The organism is Mesorhizobium vachelliae (assembly GCF_033977325.1).
Classification (GTDB): Bacteria; Pseudomonadota; Alphaproteobacteria; order Rhizobiales; family Rhizobiaceae; genus Mesorhizobium; species Mesorhizobium vachelliae.
This window is the reverse complement of sequence record NZ_JAVIIR010000002.1, coordinates 121399-138206: the sequence shown is the minus strand read 5'-3', so window position 1 is coordinate 138206 and position 16808 is coordinate 121399. Positions and strand designations below refer to the sequence as shown.

The following is a 16808-nucleotide window of genomic DNA, read 5'->3' as shown; positions in this document are numbered from 1 at the left end:
CTGCAGCGGCAAACAGCCTCCGCCACTTTGGTCACAACACGCTGGTGATCCCGCCATCCACCAGCAGCGTCTGTCCCGTCACGAAGCTTGCGGCGTCCGACGCCAGGAAAACCGCTGCACCCGCCAACTCCTCCACATCGCCCCAGCGCCGCATCGGCGTGCGGCCGGTGAGCCAGCTTGAGAATTTCTCGTCGGCGACGAGAGCGGCATTCATCTCCGTCTTGAAGTAACCGGGCGCGATCGCGTTGACGCGCACGCCGTGCTGGCCCCATTCGCCGGCCATCGACTTGGTCAGCATGGTGATCGCGCCCTTGCTCGCGGCGTAAGGCGCGATCGAGGGGCGGGCGAGCACGCTTTGCACCGACGAGACGTTGATGATCACGCCCTTGCGGCGCGAAATCATGCCCTTCACCGCGGCTCGGCTTACCTTGAAGACTCCGTCGAGATTGGTCGCCATCAGCGCGTCCCAGTCGGCGTCGCTGAACGTTTCGAGAGGCGCGCGGCGCTGGATGCCGGCATTGTTGACCAGGATATCGATCGGCCCGGTACCGGCTTCGCTCGCCGCGATTGCCTCGTCGACCGACTGCGTGTCGGTGACGTCGATCACCGCTTCCGCCGCCGTATAGCCTTCGGCGCGCAGGCGCTCGCCGGCGGCCTTGAGCTCGTCGGCCTTGCGGCCGCCTATGGTGACGCGCGCGCCGGCGGCGGCCAGCGCTTCCGCCAAGGCAAGGCCCAGCCCGCGGCTGGCGCCGGTGATGAAGGCATGCCTGCCTTCGAGGCCGAACATGCGGCCGAGATAATCAGTCGAACGCAATTTGCACCTTCATCGATTGCGACCGGCCGCCAGCGTGCCGCGCGGCTTGATGAAGTGCAAGGCGTTCGACGTTGTCACGCGAGGAAGCGGCGGTCGACCCTGCCTTGTCTCACGGCCGTCTCCCATCCGCCGAGGATGGAAGGCAGCTTGCGCGTGTCGGTGCTCATCGTTCGCTCCCCCTTGTTGGTCGATGAGGATCAGGCGGCCGCCGGGCGCTTGGGCTTTCGCAGGGTCTTGACGCCGGCCATCTCGACGAAGTTGGTCGCCGACTCCCACAGATAGTCGCCATAGAGGAAGGGTGCGAAGTCGCTGGCGCCCTTGATCGGCAGCGGCGCGATCTCGGCGTCGACGCGCGGCTCATAGAAGAAGGGGATGGAGTAGCGCGCCGTCTTCGGCGCGATCACCCGGTGCCGCGTCGCCTGCACCACACCGCCTGTCCAGCGCTCCAGCAACTGGCCGAAATTCACCGCCAGCGTGCCATCCGCGGGCGGCACGTCGATCCACTCGCCGGCATGGTTCTTGGCCTGCAGGCCTTCGACGCCGTCTTGCGCAAGCAGCGTCACGAAGCCGGAATCGGCGTGCTCGCGGCCGATGACCAGGCGTCGCTCGCCCTTGTGCATGACCGAATATTCAGGCTTCGACAGGTCGACCGCGCCGTCCTCGGTGCGCAGCGGATAGCGGATCAGCCTGAGCGTCGAGATGCCGCCCTGGAAGTGGCCGTCGAAAATGTCGTCCCCGAGCCCGAGGCTGCGCGCGATGGAGGCCATCAGCGCCGCGCCGACCTTCTCCATCGAGCGGTAGTAATGCGCGGCTGCCGCCTTCCAGCCTGGAACGTCACCCTCGGCCGGCAGCGGCGTGCGTTCGAGCAGCGGATCGTCGGCCGCGAACTCGGCGCCGGCATGGGCGATGTCCGGCCCCATGTCGATGCCTTCCTTGTAGGACACCGCGGTCGGCTGCAGCGGGAACCAGCCGCGGTAGTAGTTGGATTTCGACGGATCGAAATTCCAGCGCAGCAGCTTCTGCTTTTCCGCATCCGGCAATTCGAAGATCTTCAGCAGCTCGCCGCGCCGCTCGCGCGTCAGAAGCTCGGCGCCCGGAAAGCCGCGCGCGGTCATGAAGCCGATGCCGGAGGCGGCAGCGAAGATCTGGCGGTCGGCCTCGTTGCGGGCGGGCGAGGGCGGGTCGAACAGCGGCGCGATGTCGATGGCGGGGATGGTCTCACTCATTTCTCGATCCTTGCGATGCTTGGGAACCGGCGTGCCGCAATCGCATCCGTCGACGGACGCGCGCACGCCATGAGGTGCGGGCTTTGCTCATTGTCGGGAAGGATTTCTGGATTGGCTGGCATCGCGGGTTCGTTTCGTTCCGACGCCCTGCCGGTCGGAGAAAAGCGGCTCGAACCCGGTGCCATGGTGATGGGAAACGTCCGACAGGCAGTTGGCTTTGTCAAGCGCGGACTGGCGGTTGACAGATGACCCAGGCTCGACGACAGTCGCGCCACCCCATGGCACAGGGCTTTCAAGAAACGAGCCGCAAATTCGACCGGTCGCGATGCGACCAGCGGAGAAGCGAGATGCTCGACGAAAGCCGGACTCATCCTACCAACTATGATTTTCGCGGACGCCCATTGGTGCCTGCTCGTTGCGCCACGAGCCGACGGTAGGCGAGGCGGTCCATGTCCATCTCCGGCAAAAACGACATAGACTGGCAGGCCTTCGCCAAAGCGCTTGACGGCATCGAGACCTTCGACACGCCCTCGATCGTGAAGAAGCGCTCGCGCGATTTCTTCTGGTACAGCCCGATCCTCAGCCGCGAGCTGTCGTCCTGTTTCGGCGACCTCGTCGCGGCACCTGCCACGGTGGACGAGCTGGCGCGCTGCCTGTCGGTCGCGGTCGAATGGCGGGTGCCGGTCGTGATCCGTGGCGGCGGCACCGGCAATTACGGCCAGGCCGTGCCGATGGATGGCGGGCTGATCATCGACATGACCGGCATCTCGCGCGTCCTGGAGATCGGCCCGGACACCGTGCGCCGAGGCAGGCGCCCGCATCGGCGACATCAACGCCGCGCTCTCCAAATATGGTCGCGAGCTGCCGATCGTGCCTTCGACCGAAGCCATCGCCACCATAGGCGGCTTCATTGCCGGCGGCTCGGGCGGCATCGGCTCGATCCGCCACGGCATGCTGCGCGACGGCAAGAACATCCAGGCGATCGCCGTGCTGTCAATGGAGAGGCAACCACAACGCCATGTCTTCACCGGCCTGGAAATCCTCGCCATCCATCATGCCTGGGGGCTGAACGGCGTCATCACGGAAGTCACGCTCGGCACCGTCGCCTCGCCGCGCTGGCGCAACATCATTGCCTCGTTCGACACTTACCAGCAGGCCTTCGAGGCTGGCATCGCGCTCGGCAACGCGCGTGCGCTGAACCTGAAGCTGCTGACCACGGTGGACGGCCGCATCGCCGCTTCGATCACCAAGCTCGGCGAGCTCGCAAAGCGCCGGCGCGACCTCGCCATCGTCATCGTGGCCGAGGGGGATGCCGCAGCGGTTCGCGATGTGCTGCGCGACCATGGCGGCACGATCGATATCGATCTCGACGATCAAGGTATCGCGGCTTCCGGCCTGCCGGCGCTCTCTGAATTTTCCTACAACCACACCACGTTGCAGGTGCTGAAACAGGACCGCACAGTGACCAACCTGCAGGTGACTTATCCGGCGCCGCCCGACAGCGCCCTGATCGATCCGCTGCAAAAAATCTTCGGCGACGAGGTGCTGATGCATCACGAATTCGCGCTGCTCGATGACAGGCTTGTCGCCTTTGACCTGCCGATCGTTCGCTACACCACCGACGCGCGCCTGGCGGAAATCACAGCCGTCTACGAGGCGCAGGGACTGGGCACCTCGAGCCCGCACGTACCCTATGTCGAAGGCGGCAGCATGAAGCCGGATTTCAAGCATCTGGCGTGGAAGAAGCGGCTCGACCCGGAGGGCCTGCTCAACGCGGCGAAATCGCGCTTCTGGAACGAGGTGAAGGACTTGTCCGCCGAAGAGATCGAGGCTCTGCCTAAGCGGCGCAAGAAGGAAGCATAGGCCTGTCACTGGTGTTCAAGCACCGCCCTCTACCGACAGTCGGCAGGCAAAAAGCGCTGAGAAACCATATGCTTTTTCTTCGCTCTTTCGTCTATTTTTGACGTCTAACCCATTCAATTTATTACCGGAATTTAATGTGCGCCGGAATTGCGCGCCTAAATTCACGCGCCTATGCTTCGGGCAAGGTCACGCTATCTACGGCTACCAGCGCATGCCCGACAGCGCGATCGGCGACGGTTCCACGGGCGGCTCCGCGCGGCGAACCTTCCTGGATGCGGCTTGATGAATAGGTGAGAGAAGTGGACGACGAAGTCGTCAGCCGGCGCAAGCCACGCAGCGATCGCGTGCCCTCCAGAGAGCCCGTGACCCGCAGTGAGCCCCCGACCCGCAGTGAGCCCATGACCGAAGTCCAGCCTGTGGTCGTGCGCCGGTCGCGGCGCGGCTGGATCGTCGCGCTGCTCGTCGTCCTGGCTGCCGCGGGCGCCGCGTTCTGGCTGCATCCCATTCAGGTCCAGCAGCAGGGCGGTCACCGTGGCGGCGGCCGTTTCCGTGGCGGCGGCGATCTTGCGCAGCCGGTCGCCGTGGCGCCCGTGGCGCAGGCCGATATCCCGATCGTGCTTGAGGCGTTGGGCACGGTCACCTCGCTATCGACCGTCACCGTGCGGTCCCAGGTCAGCGGCCAGATCACCGGGATCGGCTTTTCCGAGGGTCAGATGGTGAAGAAGGGCGACTTCCTCGCCCAGATCGACGATCGCACGCTGACGGCTTCTCTGCACCAGTTGCAGGGGCAGTTGCAGCGCGACCAGGCGCTGCTTGCCGATGCCAAGCTCGACCTCGACCGCGACCTGAAGGTCAGCAACAACGCGGTCACCCAGCAGGCGGTCGACCTGCAGCGCGCCACGGTGCAGTCCGACGAGGGTACGGTGATGTCCGACCAAGCGCAGATCGAGGCCGTGCAGGTCAACATCGCCAACAGCCATATCACGGCGCCCGCCGACGGCCGCATCGGCCTGCGCCTCGTCGACCAGGGCAATTATGTCACGCCCGGCGACGGCACCGGCATTGCGGTGATCACGCAGATGCAGCCGATCTCGGTGCTGTTCTCGCTGCCCGAGGACAGCCTGGCGCAAGTGCTGGAACAGACGCATGGCAATATCGGGCTCAAGGCCACGTTGTTCGACCGCAACGACACCAAGCAGATCGCCGAAGGCACGCTGCAGACGATCGACAACCAGATCGATCCGACCACCGGCACGGTGAAGCTACGCGCGGTTTTCCCCAACACCGACGGCGCGCTCTATCCCAACCAGTTCGTCAACGTGCATCTCCTGGTGCGCACACTGACCGGCGTCAGCGTGCTGCCCAACGCGGCCATCCAGCATGGCGCGCCGGGCACCTTCGTCTACCAGCTCAATGACGACAACACGGTCTCGGTGAAGACTGTTACGCTCGGCCCGGGCAACGCAACAGTCACGCAGCTTCTCTCCGGTTTGGCGCCGGGCGCCAAGGTGGTGGTCGACGGCGTCGACCGGCTGAAGGATGGGGCCAAGGTCACGGTGCCCGACAATGCCGCGCCGGCCTCGGGAGCAGCGCCTGCCGCCGGCGCTGCGCCTGGGCAGCCGCAGGCTGCCGGCAGCGAGGGCGGCAGAACTCCGGCCGCCGGCACCGGCAACAACACGCCGGCCGTCAATTCCGGCGGCGCACCGGCAACGTCGACGGGTCAGGGCAACGGCGCGGTGGGCAATGGTTCGGCCGGTAATGGTTCGGCAGGCGGCGGCGCGGGTGCGGCCGACGCGTTCGGCCGCAAGCAGGGTCATCGCCGCCACCATGACGGCAACGGCCATCGCCGCGACGGCAGTGCCGGCGCTGCCGACAATGGCGGCAGCGGCGCTTCCGGCGAAGGCCAATGAACGCGCCCAGCAGTCTCGTTGCCGGCTGGCTGAACCCGTCTCGGCCGTTCATCCTGCGGCCGGTGGCGACCACGCTGATCATGGCCACCATCCTGATCGTCGGCATGATCGCCTATCTGTTCCTGCCGCTCTCGGCCCTGCCTGAGGTCGATTATCCGACGATCCAGGTTCAGACCTTTTATCCCGGCGCCAGCCCCGAGGTGATGACCACCTCGGTGACCGCGCCGCTCGAGCGCCAGTTTGGCCAGATGCCGGGGCTGGAGCAGATGTCGTCGGGCTCCTCCGCCGGCGCCTCCGTCATCACGCTGCGCTTCAGCCTCGACATCAGCCTCGACATCGCCGAGCAGGAGGTGCAGGCAGCGATCAATGCGTCGGGCAACCTTCTGCCCGCCGACCTGCCGGCGCCGCCGATCTACGCCAAGGTCAACCCGGCCGACGCGCCGATCCTGACGCTGGCGATCACCTCCAAGACGCTGCCGCTGACGCAGGTCGAGAACTATGCCGAGACCCGGTTGGCGCAGAAGATCTCGCAGCTTCCTGGCGTCGGCCTGGTCAACATCTCCGGCGGCGAGCGGCCGGCCGTGCGCGTGCAGGTCAAGCTCAAGGCGCTCGCCGCCATGGGCCTCAACATCGACGATCTGCGCACCACGATCGGCACGCTCAACGTCAACACACCGAAAGGCAGCTTCGACGGGCCGGCGCGCTCCTACACCATCAACGCCAACGACCAGGTCGCCGATCCCAAGACCTATGCCGATATGGTCATCGCTTATCGCAACGGCGCGCCGGTGCGGCTGGGCGAGGTGGCCGACATCATCGAAGGGCCCGAGAACTCCAGGCTGGGCGCCTGGGAAAACCGCGCCCCCGCGATCATCCTCAACATCCAGCGCCAACCGGGCGCCAATGTCATTCGTGTCGTCGACGGGGTGAAGGCGCTGCTGCCGCAACTGCGCGCTGGCCTGCCGGCGGCGCTCACCGTCGAGCCGCTGACGGACCGTACCACCACCATTCGCGCCTCAGTCAACGACGTCGAGTTCGAACTGGCGATGGCCGCGCTCCTGGTCGTGCTCGTCACCTTCCTATTCCTGCGAAACATTCCGGCGACGATCATCCCCAGCCTGTCGGTGCCGCTGTCCCTGGTCGGCACGTTCGCGGTCATGTATCTGTGGGGCTTCAGCCTCGACAATCTGTCGCTGATGGCGCTGACCATCGCTTCCGGCTTCGTCATCGACGACGCCATCGTCATGATCGAGAACATCTCGCGCTTCATCGAGCATGGCGACGACCCGGTGACAGCCGCGCTCGAAGGCTCGGCCCAGATCGGCTTCACCATCATCTCGCTCACCGTCTCGCTGATCGCGGTGCTGATCCCGCTTCTGTTCATGGGCGACGTGGTCGGCCGCCTGTTCCACGAATTCGCCATCACTCTGGCCATTGCCATCGTCATCTCGGCCATCGTCTCGCTGACCCTGGTGCCGATGATGTGCGCCAGGCTCCTGAAGCCGCCGGCCGAGCGCAAGCCAGGCGCGCTGGCGCGCTGGAGCGAGGGCGCCTTCGATGCGATCGCCAATAGTTACGCGGCCGCGCTGCGCTGGGTGCTCGACCGCCAGGCGCTGACATTGCTGGTGGCGGTCGCGACTCTTGCGCTCACCATCTATCTCTACGACGTCATCCCGAAGGGCTTCTTCCCGGTGCAGGACACCGGCGCCATCTCGGCGATCACCGAAGCGGCGGGCTCGGCCTCCTATGCCGACATGGCGGCGCACCAGCAGGCGCTGGCCGACGCGATCCTGAAGGACCCGGACGTCGCCAGCCTGTCGTCTTTCATCGGTGTCGACGGCCAGAACATGACCGCCAACAGCGGCCACATGCTGATCAACCTGAAGCCGCGCGACGAGCGCCAAGCCGACGCCAGCGCTATCATCAGGCGGCTGACGCAGGAGACGGCGCAAGTCACGGGAATAGCGCTGCATATGCAGCCGGTGCAGGACCTGACGGTCGATTCCACGATCAGCGCTTCGCAATACCAGTATGTGCTGCAGGATTCCGATCCGGTCGAGCTGGCGGCATGGACGACCAAGCTCACCGACAGGCTGTCGGCGCTGCCGGAGCTTGCCGATGTCGCGAGCGACAGCCAGCAGACCGGGCTCGCCGTCGACGTCACCATCGACCGCGCTACCGCCGCGCGCTTCGGCATCACGCCGGCAACGGTCGACAATGCGCTCTACGATGCCTTCGGCCAGCGCATCATCTCGACCATCTTCACCCAGTCGAACGAATACCGCGTCATCCTCGAGGCCGATCCGTCTGTCGGCCAGACGCCGGCCTCGCTCGGCTCGATCTATCTGCCGTCCTCGGGCTCGGGCCAGGTGCCGCTGTCGGCGATCGCCAGCATCAATGTCCGCCAGGCGCCGTTGCTGGTGAACCATCTGGCGCAGTTCCCGGCCGCGACCATCTCTTTCAACCTTGCTCCAGGCGTCTCGCTCGGCGACGCCACGGCGGCGATCACCGCCGCGGAGCGGAACATGCAGCCGCCCGCCGGCCTGACGACCGGCTTCCAGGGCGCCGCCCTTGCGCTGCAGAGCTCGCTGTCCAACGAACTGCTGCTGGTGCTGGCGGCTGTCGCCACCGTCTATGTCGTGCTGGGCGTGCTCTATGAGAGCTTCATCCACCCGCTGACCATCCTGTCGACGCTGCCCTCGGCCACCGTCGGCGCGCTGGTCGCGCTGATGCTCGCCGGCCATGACCTCGATGTCATCGGCATCATCGGCATCGTGCTGCTCGTCGGCATCGTCAAGAAGAACGCCATCATGATGATCGACTTCGCGCTGCAGGCCGAGCGGCTCCAGGGGCTCGATCCGCGCGAGGCGATCTACGAGGCGTGCCTGCTCAGGCTCCGCCCGATCCTGATGACGACTTTTGCCGCGCTGTTCGGCGCGCTGCCGCTTCTCGTCGGCGGCCTTGCCGGCTCCGAGTTGCATCAGCCGCTCGGCATCACCATTGTCGGCGGGCTGATCGTCAGCCAGGTGCTGACGCTCTTCACCACGCCGGTCATCTACCTTGCCTTCGACCGGCTGACGCGGCGCGGCTCCGGCGTTGCCGAAGCCTCCGCCGGCGGGTCATCGCCGTGAACCTCTCTGCGCCGTTCATCGCGCGGCCGGTCGCCACCACGCTGCTCGCGATCGGCCTGGCCGCCGCCGGCCTGATCGCATACTTCAACCTGCCCGTGGCGCCGCTGCCCAAGGTCGATTTCCCCACCATCTCGGTGCAGGCCTCGATGGCGGGCGCCAGCCCGGACACGATGGCGACCGATGTCGCCGCTCCGCTGGAGCGCCATCTCGGCCAGATCGCCGGCGTCTCCGAGATGACCTCGCGCTCGGGCACCGGCTCGACCAATGTCGTGCTGCAATTCGACCTCGACCGCGACATCAACGGCGCGGCGCGTGACGTCCAGGCGGCGATCAATGCCGCCCGCGCCGATCTGCCGTCGGACCTGCGCAGCAACCCGACCTATCGCAAATACAATCCCGCTGACTCGCCGGTGATGATCCTGGCGCTGACCTCGCGCACCTTGACCCCCGGCCAGCTCTACGATGCGGCCGCGACGGTGCTGCAGCAGCGCCTGTCGCAGGTCGAGGGCATCGGCAATGTCGATCTCGGCGGCTCGTCGCTGCCGGCCGTAAGGGTCGAGCTCAATCCCGGCGCGCTGTTCCATTACGGCATTGGCCTGGAGGACGTGCGCGCGGCCCTTGCGTCGGCCAATGCGCGCAGCCCGAAAGGCTTCGAGGAGGACGGCGCGCAGCGCTACCAGCTCTACACCAACGACCAGGCGAGCCACGCCGCCGATTTTCGCGATCTGGTGATTGCCTGGCGCAACAACGCGGCGGTCAGGCTGCGCGACATCGCCGATGTCGAGGATTCCGTCGAGGACGTGCGCAATCTCGGCCTCGCCAATGGCGAGCCGGCGGTGCTCTTGGTGCTCTACCGCGAGCCTAACGCCAACATCATCGACACCGTCGACCGCGTGCGTGCGCTGTTGCCGACGCTGCAGGCCTCCGTGCCGGCCGATGCGCGTTTGAGCATTGCGACCGATGGCTCGACCACCATCCGCGGTTCGCTGCACGATACCGAGCTGACACTGCTGCTGGCGGTGCTGCTGGTCATCCTGGTCGTGTTCTGTTTCCTGCGCGACTGGCGCGCGGCATTGATCCCGAGCGTGGCGCTGGTCGTCTCAATCCTCGGCACGTTCGGGGCGATGTACCTGCTCGGCTTCACGCTCGACAATCTGTCGCTGATGGCGCTCACCATCGCCACCGGCTTCGTCGTCGACGATGCCATCGTGGTCTTGGAAAACATCACGCGCCACATCGAGGAGGGCATGCCGCGCGGCAAGGCGGCACTCGTCGGCGCCAGGGAAGTCGGCTTCACCGTGCTGTCGATGAGCGCCTCGCTGGTGGCTGTGTTCCTGCCGATCCTGTTGATGGGCGGCATACTCGGCCGGCTGTTCCAGGAATTCGCCCTGACCTTGTCGCTGTCGATCGCCATTTCGCTGGTGCTGTCGCTGACCGTGACGCCGATGATGTGCGCGCATTTCCTGCGCCCGGGCGCGAGTGCATCGACACGGCGCTCGTTCCTTGCCCGCTTCGGCGAGGGTGTCTTCGAGCGCGTCCGCGCCGGCTATGGACGTTCGCTCGCCTGGTCGCTCGACAATTCGGAAATCATGCTGGTGGTGCTTTTCGCGGCCATCGTCTTCAACGTCTATCTCTACACGGTGGTGCCGAAGGGCTTCTTCCCACAGCAGGACACCGGCGAGCTGATGGGCGGACTGCGCGCCGACCAGGCCATCTCCTTCCAGCTGATGCGGCAGAAATTCGAGCAACTGGAGCAGATCCTGAAGAGCGACCCGGCGGTCGAGAACGTCGTCGGCTTTATCGGCGGCCGTCAGACCAATTCCGGCTTCGTCCAGGTCGCCCTGAAGCCGAAGGGCGAGCGGGCGCCGCTGCAAGAGGTGCTGACGCGCCTGCGCGCGCAGCTCGGGCAACTGCCCGGCGCGCAGCTCTTCCTCAATCCGCGCCAGGAGATCAGGGTCGGCGGCCGCCAGAGCCTGGCGACCTATCAATACACGCTGCAGGCCGACACGACCGCCGATCTCGACGAATGGACGCCGAAGCTGGTCGATCTCCTCAAGCGGGCGCCCGAGCTAACCGACGTCAATTCCGACCGCGACGAGGCCGGGCTCGAGACCAACATCACGGTCGACCGCGAGAGTGCGGCACGCCTCGGCCTGACGCCCGCCAGCATCGACGCCACGCTCTATGACGCGTTCGGTCAGCGCCAGGTGTCGACCATCTTCAACGCCCGCAACCAGTACCATGTCGTCATGGAGGTGGCGCCACGCTATTTGCAGGACCCAAGCGCGTTGAACGGCATCTATGTCAGCACCTCCGGCGCCACGGCCAGCGGCACGCAGGCAACCAACGCCTTGGCCGGCAGCCTGACGGGCTCGCTGCGGAACCAGGCCACCAACGCCATTGCCGTCACCGGCCATGGCAGCGCCTCCAGCGGCGCGGCGGTCAGCACCTCGGCCGAGAAGATGGTGCCTTTGGCCGCCTTCAGCACCTATGGCCCGGCGACCATGCCGCTCTCGGTCAACCACCAGGGCCATTTCGTCGCCACGACGATCTCGTTCAACCTTGCCGACGGCGCGACGCTCGGCGACGCTTCGTCCGCGATCGACCGCGCCATGGCCGAGTTGAAGATGCCGGTCACGATCCACGGCTCCCTGGCCGGCACCGCGCTCGCCTACCGCACCAACCTGCTCAACGAACTGCTTCTGATCGCCGCGGCACTTGCCACCATCTATGTCGTGCTCGGCGTGCTCTATGAAAGCTACGTCCACCCGATCACCATCCTGTCGACGCTACCCTCGGCGGGCATCGGCGCGCTGCTCGCGCTCATCGTCACCGGCATGGAATTCGACGTGATCTCGCTGATCGGCATCATCCTGTTGATCGGCATCGTCAAGAAGAACGCCATCATGATGATCGACATGGCCTTGCAGGCCGAGCGACAAGAAGGGCTCTCGGCCCGCGCGGCCATCCACAAGGCCAGCGTCCAACGCTTCCGTCCGATCATGATGACGACCTTCGCGGCGCTGCTTGGCGCGCTGCCGCTGGCGATCGAAACCGGAACCGGCGCCGAACTCCGCCAACCGCTCGGCGCGGCGATCGTCGGCGGCCTCATCGTCTCGCAGTTGCTGACGCTCTACACCACGCCGGTCGTCTATCTCTATCTGGACCGGCTGAGCGCCCGCCGACCGTCGTTGCGGGTTGCGCCGGCTGAGTGAGCTATTGGCCGGTAATCCGCCTGTGCACGCGGCGAAGGCTGTCGGTGACAGCCTCGAACGTGCCGCGCTCGGTCAGTTCGCGCAGCATCTGTTCATTGATGCCGCCGCGCGTCGCATAGTTCTGCGAAAGATGCATGAAATCTTCGTCCGGCGCGGTGTCGGGCGCATTGGCCAGCGCCTTGTAGATGCTGGTGATATACGCGCGGCTCTTTTCGTCGGCCACGCCCTGGCCGCGCACCCAGTCATCGATGGTATCGAGATATCTGAAATAACTGGCGTAGGTCGCGGTGACGACGCTGAGTGCGTCGAACTCGTTCTGATCCTCGACCTCGATCACCCCGCCAAGCCTGCCGAAGAACACCGCCACGATCGGGTCGGGCGGGCAGATGATCGTCGCGCCCTGCAGGCGGGCGATCATCAGCATGGGCAGGGCCTTGCCGACCTGCGCCGCCAGCGCCACGAGGCCGGCGATCTCCTCGCGCGATATCGTGGCTATCAGGCTGACGACGTGATGGTCCTTGCGGAATCGCAGTTCCCTCAGCACCTCGTGCGCGATCTGTGGCCGCACCGCCAGCATGACCGTGTCGCACTGGTCGAGCACGGCCTGGTTGTCGGCGGCAATGCGCACGTCCGGATAGCGCGCGGCAAGTTCCGCGGCGATCTCCTCGTTGCGCGGCGAGATCACCACCGGCGTCGTCTCGCCCGGCAGCGATTTCAGCCCGGTGACGATGGCCGAGCTCAGCGCGCCCGTGCCGACAAAGCCAAGTTTCATGGAAGTTTTCGCCCCTTGTTCGGATTGCAGCCGACAATAGCGACGGCTTCTTCTCGGGCAAGGGGCGAGTGGGGCCGACGGCGACCCGAGGCGATGAGGCTGCCGCACAGGCGACAGCCTCGCCTGAAGCCTGCTCAGCGCTTCGGTCCGAAACCGGGGTAGGGGTTGAGCGGCACGATCGCCGCGATGTCCATCATGCCGGCCTCGATCAGCGGCAGCGTGGCGAGATGTCCGCGCACTTCCTTCCCGTCGATCGCTTCGAACATTATGCCCGTGCCGGGAACGTCGCCGCGGTTCCAGATCTGGCGCACGGCGCCTTGCGCATAGAGCGTCTTGCGCTGTTCGGATTCAGGCGGGAGCAGCGGCGCGAAATCGGCGTCGCTGAACTTTTCGGTGTTGCGGGTGAGCAGGGCAAAGAACTGCATGGCGGTCTCCTACGTGGCTGGTTTGACGGGGGAGATATCGCGCCCGCTGGTCAGACTGTCCAAGACTGATTAGGCTAAAGTTCAGACCTTTTAGGACTTGGAGGCGAAAGAATGCTCGACCTGCGCCAGATCAGATATTTCGTCGCTGTCGCCGAGGCCGGCAATGTCGGCCGCGCCTCCGAGCAGTTGCACATCTCGCAGTCGCCCTTGAGCCGGCAGATCATCCAGCTCGAGCAGCAACTGGGCGTCGCCCTGTTCGAGCGGGCGAAGCAGCGCGTCCACCTCAACGCCGAGGGCCGGGCTTTCCTTGCCGAAGCCCGCGCCTTACTTGCCAATGCGGCGCGGCTGGAAGAGCTCGGCCGCAACCTTGCCAGCGGCGCTGCCGGCAGCCTCACCATCGGTTATGTCGAGGGCGCGGTGCATTCCGGACTGGTCGCCGCGATGCTGCGGGATTTCCGCCGGGCCCGGCCGGATTTCCATCTGCAATTGCGCAGCCACCGCACGGCCGCGCAGTTCGAGGATCTGCGGCAGCGCGTGCTCGATCTCGGTTTCGTCTATGCGCCGGCGCCGGAGGGCGACCCCGATCTTGAAAGCATGCTGGTGCGGCGCGAGCCATTGGTGCTCGCAATGCCTGAGGGCGACCCGCTCGCCGATGTCGCCGACATCGCGCCCGGCCAGCTCGACGGCCGCGTCTGGATCACCGTCGTGCGCCAGCCCGGCGACACCAACCGCGCGCAGTTTCTGGCGGCTTGCGCCGAATCCGGCTTCATGCCCGACATCGCCTATGAGACGGCCGATCCCTTGACCTCGCTTGGCCTGGTCAGCGCCGGCCTCGGCCTTGCCACGGTCCAGGAAAGCCTGCGAAGCGCTGCACCCCCGGGCGTGGTCTTCCGCGACCTGCCCTGGTTCAAGCGCAGCGTGTCGATCCATCTCGCCTGGCGGCGGAATGACCGGCGGGCGGTGGTCGGGGATTTGAGAAGGGCAGTAGGGGAGTAGGGGAGTAGGCGACGCGCTTCCCGCGCGTCATTCGCGGCACTCGAACATACTCCCTTACTCCCCTATTGCCTTACTCCCCTGAATTCACATCTTGTCGATCACCGACTGCACCCCTTCGGTCGGTGCGTCGACCGACGAGCCGGCCACCATGATGGCGGCGACGATCGCTTCCGGGTCGTTGACCACCAGCGGCTTGACCCGGTGCGCGGTGTGGATGAAGCCCTCCTCCGACATATGCTCGATCAGCGCCAGCATCGGGTCCCAGAAACCCTTGACGTTGGCGAAGACGATCGGCTTGCGGTGATGGCCGAGCTGCGCCCAGGTCATGATCTCGACGATTTCCTCCACCGTGCCGATGCCGCCGGGCAGCGCCACAAAGGCGTCGGATTTTTCGAACATGCTGTGCTTGCGTTCGTGCATGTTGTCGGTGATCAAAAGTTCATCGAGCTTGTCGAGCGCAGTTTCGGTCGCTTCCTTGTTGATCAGGAAGCGCGGGATGATGCCGGTGACCTTGCCGCCGGCCTTGAGCGCGCCATCGGCGACGGCGCCCATGATGCCCTTGGTGCCGCCGCCATAGATCAAACGCAACCCGGATTTGGCAAGCGAGCGGCCGAATGTGTGGCCGGCCTTGATATAGGCCTCGTCGCGGCCTGGAGACGAGCCGCAATAGACGCAGACGGATCGAATCGTGTTCATGGCGATGATTGGTGATGGGGACAGTTGGCGCGGTCAAGCCCGTCGACGGGCTTTTTCTTGTGAGCATGGAGAAAACACGCTAGACCGGGCGTTAGGTGGCTAAGGGGGCAACACGGAATTATGGCTATCAATCCTTCTAAGGCGTTTTTGTTCGCGGCGGGCGGCGTCGTCGCCGTCGCGGCGGTCGCCTACGGGTCGGGCGCGCTCGATCCTTACATCAACGACCGGAAGCCGGCGCAGGTTGCGGCGCTGCCGCAGGGTGATGCGAAACCAGCTGAATCTTCGACCACGAGCACAGAGGCGCGCGTGCCCCAGGCTCCGGCGAACACAATGGCTCCGGCCAACACGATGGCGCCTGCCAACACCATGGCACCCGCCAATAAGATGGCGCCGGCCAACAACGCCATGGCGCCGGCCAACAGCGCGACGGCTCCGGCCGCCACAACGCCCGCTCAGGCGCCCGCCGCTGCGGCAGGGCCGACACTGCCGACCTTCGATGTCGTGCGCGTCGAGGGCAATGGCTCGATCGTCGTCGCCGGCAGCGCCGCGCCCAATGCCAAGATCGAGATCCTGAGTGGCGGCACCGTGCTCGGCTCGACCGATTCCGGGCCTGACGGCGCCTTCGCCATCGTGCTCGACAACCCGCTGAAGCCCGGCGATTATACGATCACGCTGCGTCAGACGGTTGGCGGCACGGCCGTCGCCTCGGCGCAGACCGCCGTCGTCTCGGTGCCGCAGAGCCCGACGGGCCAGGTTCTGGCCATGGTCGAGGAGCCCGGCAAGGCCTCGCAGTTGATCACCGTGCCGCAGGCCGAGAGCAAGCCGGCGGCGCCGGCCGCTAGCGATCAGGCGGCAGCGCCTGCGACCCAGGCCCCAGCCACGACCGCGCAGGCTGCATCCAACACGGCGCCGGCTGCGACCGCCCCGGCCGCCACGGACCAGGCGACCGCGCCGGCTGCGGCTGCTGCGGCGGAGCCCAAGATCGCCGTCGAAGCGGTCGAGATCGACGGCGGCAAGATCTTCGTCGCCGGCACGGCCGACCCCGGTCGCAAGGTGCGCGCCTATGCCGATGCCATCCTGCTCGGCGATGCAAAAACCTCGCCTGACGGGCATTTCCTGATCGAGGCGACGCGCGACATTCCGGTCGGCAGCTACACCATCCATGTCGATGGGCTGGACGATGACGGCGTCAAGGTCGTCGCCCGCGCCGCCGTGCCGTTCGAGCGCGAGCCTGGCGAGTCGATCGCCGCCGTTGCACCGAATGAAAAAAAGACCGGCGAGGCCAAGCCGGCGGAGACCAAGACCGCCGACGCCACGCAGCCGGCCGCTGAGACGTCTGCGGCCCCGGCTGCCGGGGCGCCCGCCAAGGTTGCCGAGGCGACGCCTTCCACCGACGTGCCCGAAACCGTCGCGCCGAAGCTCGAACATGCCGACAGCGCCGTCATCATCCGCCGCAACGACACGCTCTGGCGCATCTCGCGCCGGGTCTACGGTCACGGCACCCGCTTCTCGACCATCTATCTCGCCAACAAGGACCAGATCCGCGATCCCGACCGCATCTGGCCGGGCCAGGTCTTCAAGGTGCCGTCCAAGTCGAAGGAAGGCGAGGATGCCGACATGAAGGCGATGGGCGAGCAGATGACCACTCCGACGAAGACGCAGTAGAGCGGCAGTGTAGTCGCCATCGTCGCGTTCCGTCACACCCCCTCTGTCCGGCAGGGCAGAGGGGGTGGCTGTCTCGCCAGCATCTCATTCTACCC

Annotated in this window: 11 protein-coding genes and 1 pseudogene; 6 read left to right on the top strand and 6 right to left on the bottom strand. The window is 66.1% G+C overall.

The genetic code is table 11. The features are described from left to right. Nucleotides 1-31: 31 nt before the first annotated feature. The 3 genes from RFM41_RS04270 to RFM41_RS34390 form a co-directional block, all read right to left on the bottom strand. On the bottom strand, nucleotides 32-787 hold the full coding sequence (locus RFM41_RS04270) for a glucose 1-dehydrogenase (RefSeq protein WP_320246957.1): 756 nt from the start codon (nucleotides 785-787) through the stop codon (nucleotides 32-34). Nucleotides 788-1011: 224 nt separating this feature from the next. Continuing rightward, nucleotides 1012-2040 carry an isopenicillin N synthase family dioxygenase gene (locus RFM41_RS04265; RefSeq protein WP_320246727.1) on the bottom strand — a complete coding sequence of 343 codons (1029 nt, stop codon included), beginning with the start codon at nucleotides 2038-2040 and terminating at the stop codon, nucleotides 1012-1014. Between the two features lie 379 nt (nucleotides 2041-2419). Further along, nucleotides 2420-2752: a hypothetical protein gene (locus RFM41_RS34390; RefSeq protein WP_320246729.1), complete on the bottom strand. Its 333-nt coding sequence runs from the start codon at nucleotides 2750-2752 to the stop codon at nucleotides 2420-2422. Between RFM41_RS34390 and RFM41_RS04255 the strand changes: the two are divergent. The 4 genes and pseudogenes from RFM41_RS04255 to RFM41_RS04240 all read left to right on the top strand — a co-directional run bounded on the left by RFM41_RS04255 (nucleotide 2673) and on the right by RFM41_RS04240 (nucleotide 12159). Beyond that, a pseudogene (locus RFM41_RS04255) lies at nucleotides 2673-3903 on the top strand (FAD-binding oxidoreductase). The gene RFM41_RS34390 and the pseudogene RFM41_RS04255 sit on opposite strands and share 80 nt — an antisense overlap. 398 nt (nucleotides 3904-4301) lie before the next feature. After that, nucleotides 4302-5813, top strand: coding sequence for an efflux RND transporter periplasmic adaptor subunit (locus tag RFM41_RS04250; protein WP_320246731.1), 1512 nt, complete (start codon nucleotides 4302-4304; stop codon nucleotides 5811-5813). A 29-nt stretch (nucleotides 5814-5842) separates the two neighbouring features. Continuing rightward, nucleotides 5843-8944 carry a multidrug efflux RND transporter permease subunit gene (locus RFM41_RS04245; RefSeq protein ID WP_320246961.1) on the top strand — a complete coding sequence of 1034 codons (3102 nt, stop codon included), beginning with the start codon at nucleotides 5843-5845 and terminating at the stop codon, nucleotides 8942-8944. After that, nucleotides 8941-12159: an efflux RND transporter permease subunit gene (locus tag RFM41_RS04240; RefSeq protein WP_320246732.1), complete on the top strand. Its 3219-nt coding sequence runs from the start codon at nucleotides 8941-8943 to the stop codon at nucleotides 12157-12159. Before RFM41_RS04245 ends, RFM41_RS04240 begins: the two co-directional genes overlap by 4 nt. Nucleotide 12160: 1 nt before the next feature. On the opposite strand, the gene RFM41_RS04235 is transcribed toward RFM41_RS04240, so the two are convergent. Both RFM41_RS04235 and RFM41_RS04230 read right to left on the bottom strand, forming a co-directional pair. Beyond that, nucleotides 12161-12931 carry a pyrroline-5-carboxylate reductase gene (locus RFM41_RS04235; protein ID WP_320246733.1) on the bottom strand — a complete coding sequence of 257 codons (771 nt, stop codon included), beginning with the start codon at nucleotides 12929-12931 and terminating at the stop codon, nucleotides 12161-12163. A 134-nt stretch (nucleotides 12932-13065) separates the two neighbouring features. After that, nucleotides 13066-13356 (bottom strand): hypothetical protein, encoded by a 291-nt coding sequence (locus RFM41_RS04230; protein WP_320246734.1) that lies wholly within the window; start codon nucleotides 13354-13356, stop codon nucleotides 13066-13068. Between the two features lie 111 nt (nucleotides 13357-13467). Between RFM41_RS04230 and RFM41_RS04225 the strand changes: the two genes are divergently transcribed. Then, the gene (locus RFM41_RS04225; RefSeq protein ID WP_320246736.1) at nucleotides 13468-14352 is read left to right on the top strand and encodes a LysR family transcriptional regulator; all 885 of its coding nucleotides are present in this window, start codon (nucleotides 13468-13470) and stop codon (nucleotides 14350-14352) included. 84 nt (nucleotides 14353-14436) lie between these two features. On the opposite strand, the gene RFM41_RS04220 is transcribed toward RFM41_RS04225, so the two are convergent. Further along, on the bottom strand, nucleotides 14437-15048 hold the full coding sequence (locus RFM41_RS04220) for an LOG family protein (RefSeq protein ID WP_320246738.1): 612 nt from the start codon (nucleotides 15046-15048) through the stop codon (nucleotides 14437-14439). 120 nt (nucleotides 15049-15168) lie between these two features. Between RFM41_RS04220 and RFM41_RS04215 the strand changes: the two genes are divergently transcribed. Further along, complete coding sequence (locus tag RFM41_RS04215) at nucleotides 15169-16713, top strand: LysM peptidoglycan-binding domain-containing protein (RefSeq protein WP_320246739.1); 1545 nt, start codon at nucleotides 15169-15171, stop codon at nucleotides 16711-16713. Nucleotides 16714-16808: the final 95 nt, after the last annotated feature.

Coding starts and splice junctions, on each gene's coding strand:
- RFM41_RS04270 (WP_320246957.1), bottom strand. CDS start 787: ATGTTCGGCCTCGAAGGCAGGCATGCCTTCATCACCGGCGCCAGCCGC.
- RFM41_RS04265 (WP_320246727.1), bottom strand. CDS start 2,040: ATGAGTGAGACCATCCCCGCCATCGACATCGCGCCGCTGTTCGACCCG.
- RFM41_RS04250 (WP_320246731.1), top strand. CDS start 4,302: ATGACCGAAGTCCAGCCTGTGGTCGTGCGCCGGTCGCGGCGCGGCTGG.
- RFM41_RS04235 (WP_320246733.1), bottom strand. CDS start 12,931: ATGAAACTTGGCTTTGTCGGCACGGGCGCGCTGAGCTCGGCCATCGTC.
- RFM41_RS04230 (WP_320246734.1), bottom strand. CDS start 13,356: ATGCAGTTCTTTGCCCTGCTCACCCGCAACACCGAAAAGTTCAGCGAC.
- RFM41_RS04225 (WP_320246736.1), top strand. CDS start 13,468: ATGCTCGACCTGCGCCAGATCAGATATTTCGTCGCTGTCGCCGAGGCC.
- RFM41_RS04220 (WP_320246738.1), bottom strand. CDS start 15,048: ATGAACACGATTCGATCCGTCTGCGTCTATTGCGGCTCGTCTCCAGGC.
- RFM41_RS04215 (WP_320246739.1), top strand. CDS start 15,169: ATGGCTATCAATCCTTCTAAGGCGTTTTTGTTCGCGGCGGGCGGCGTC.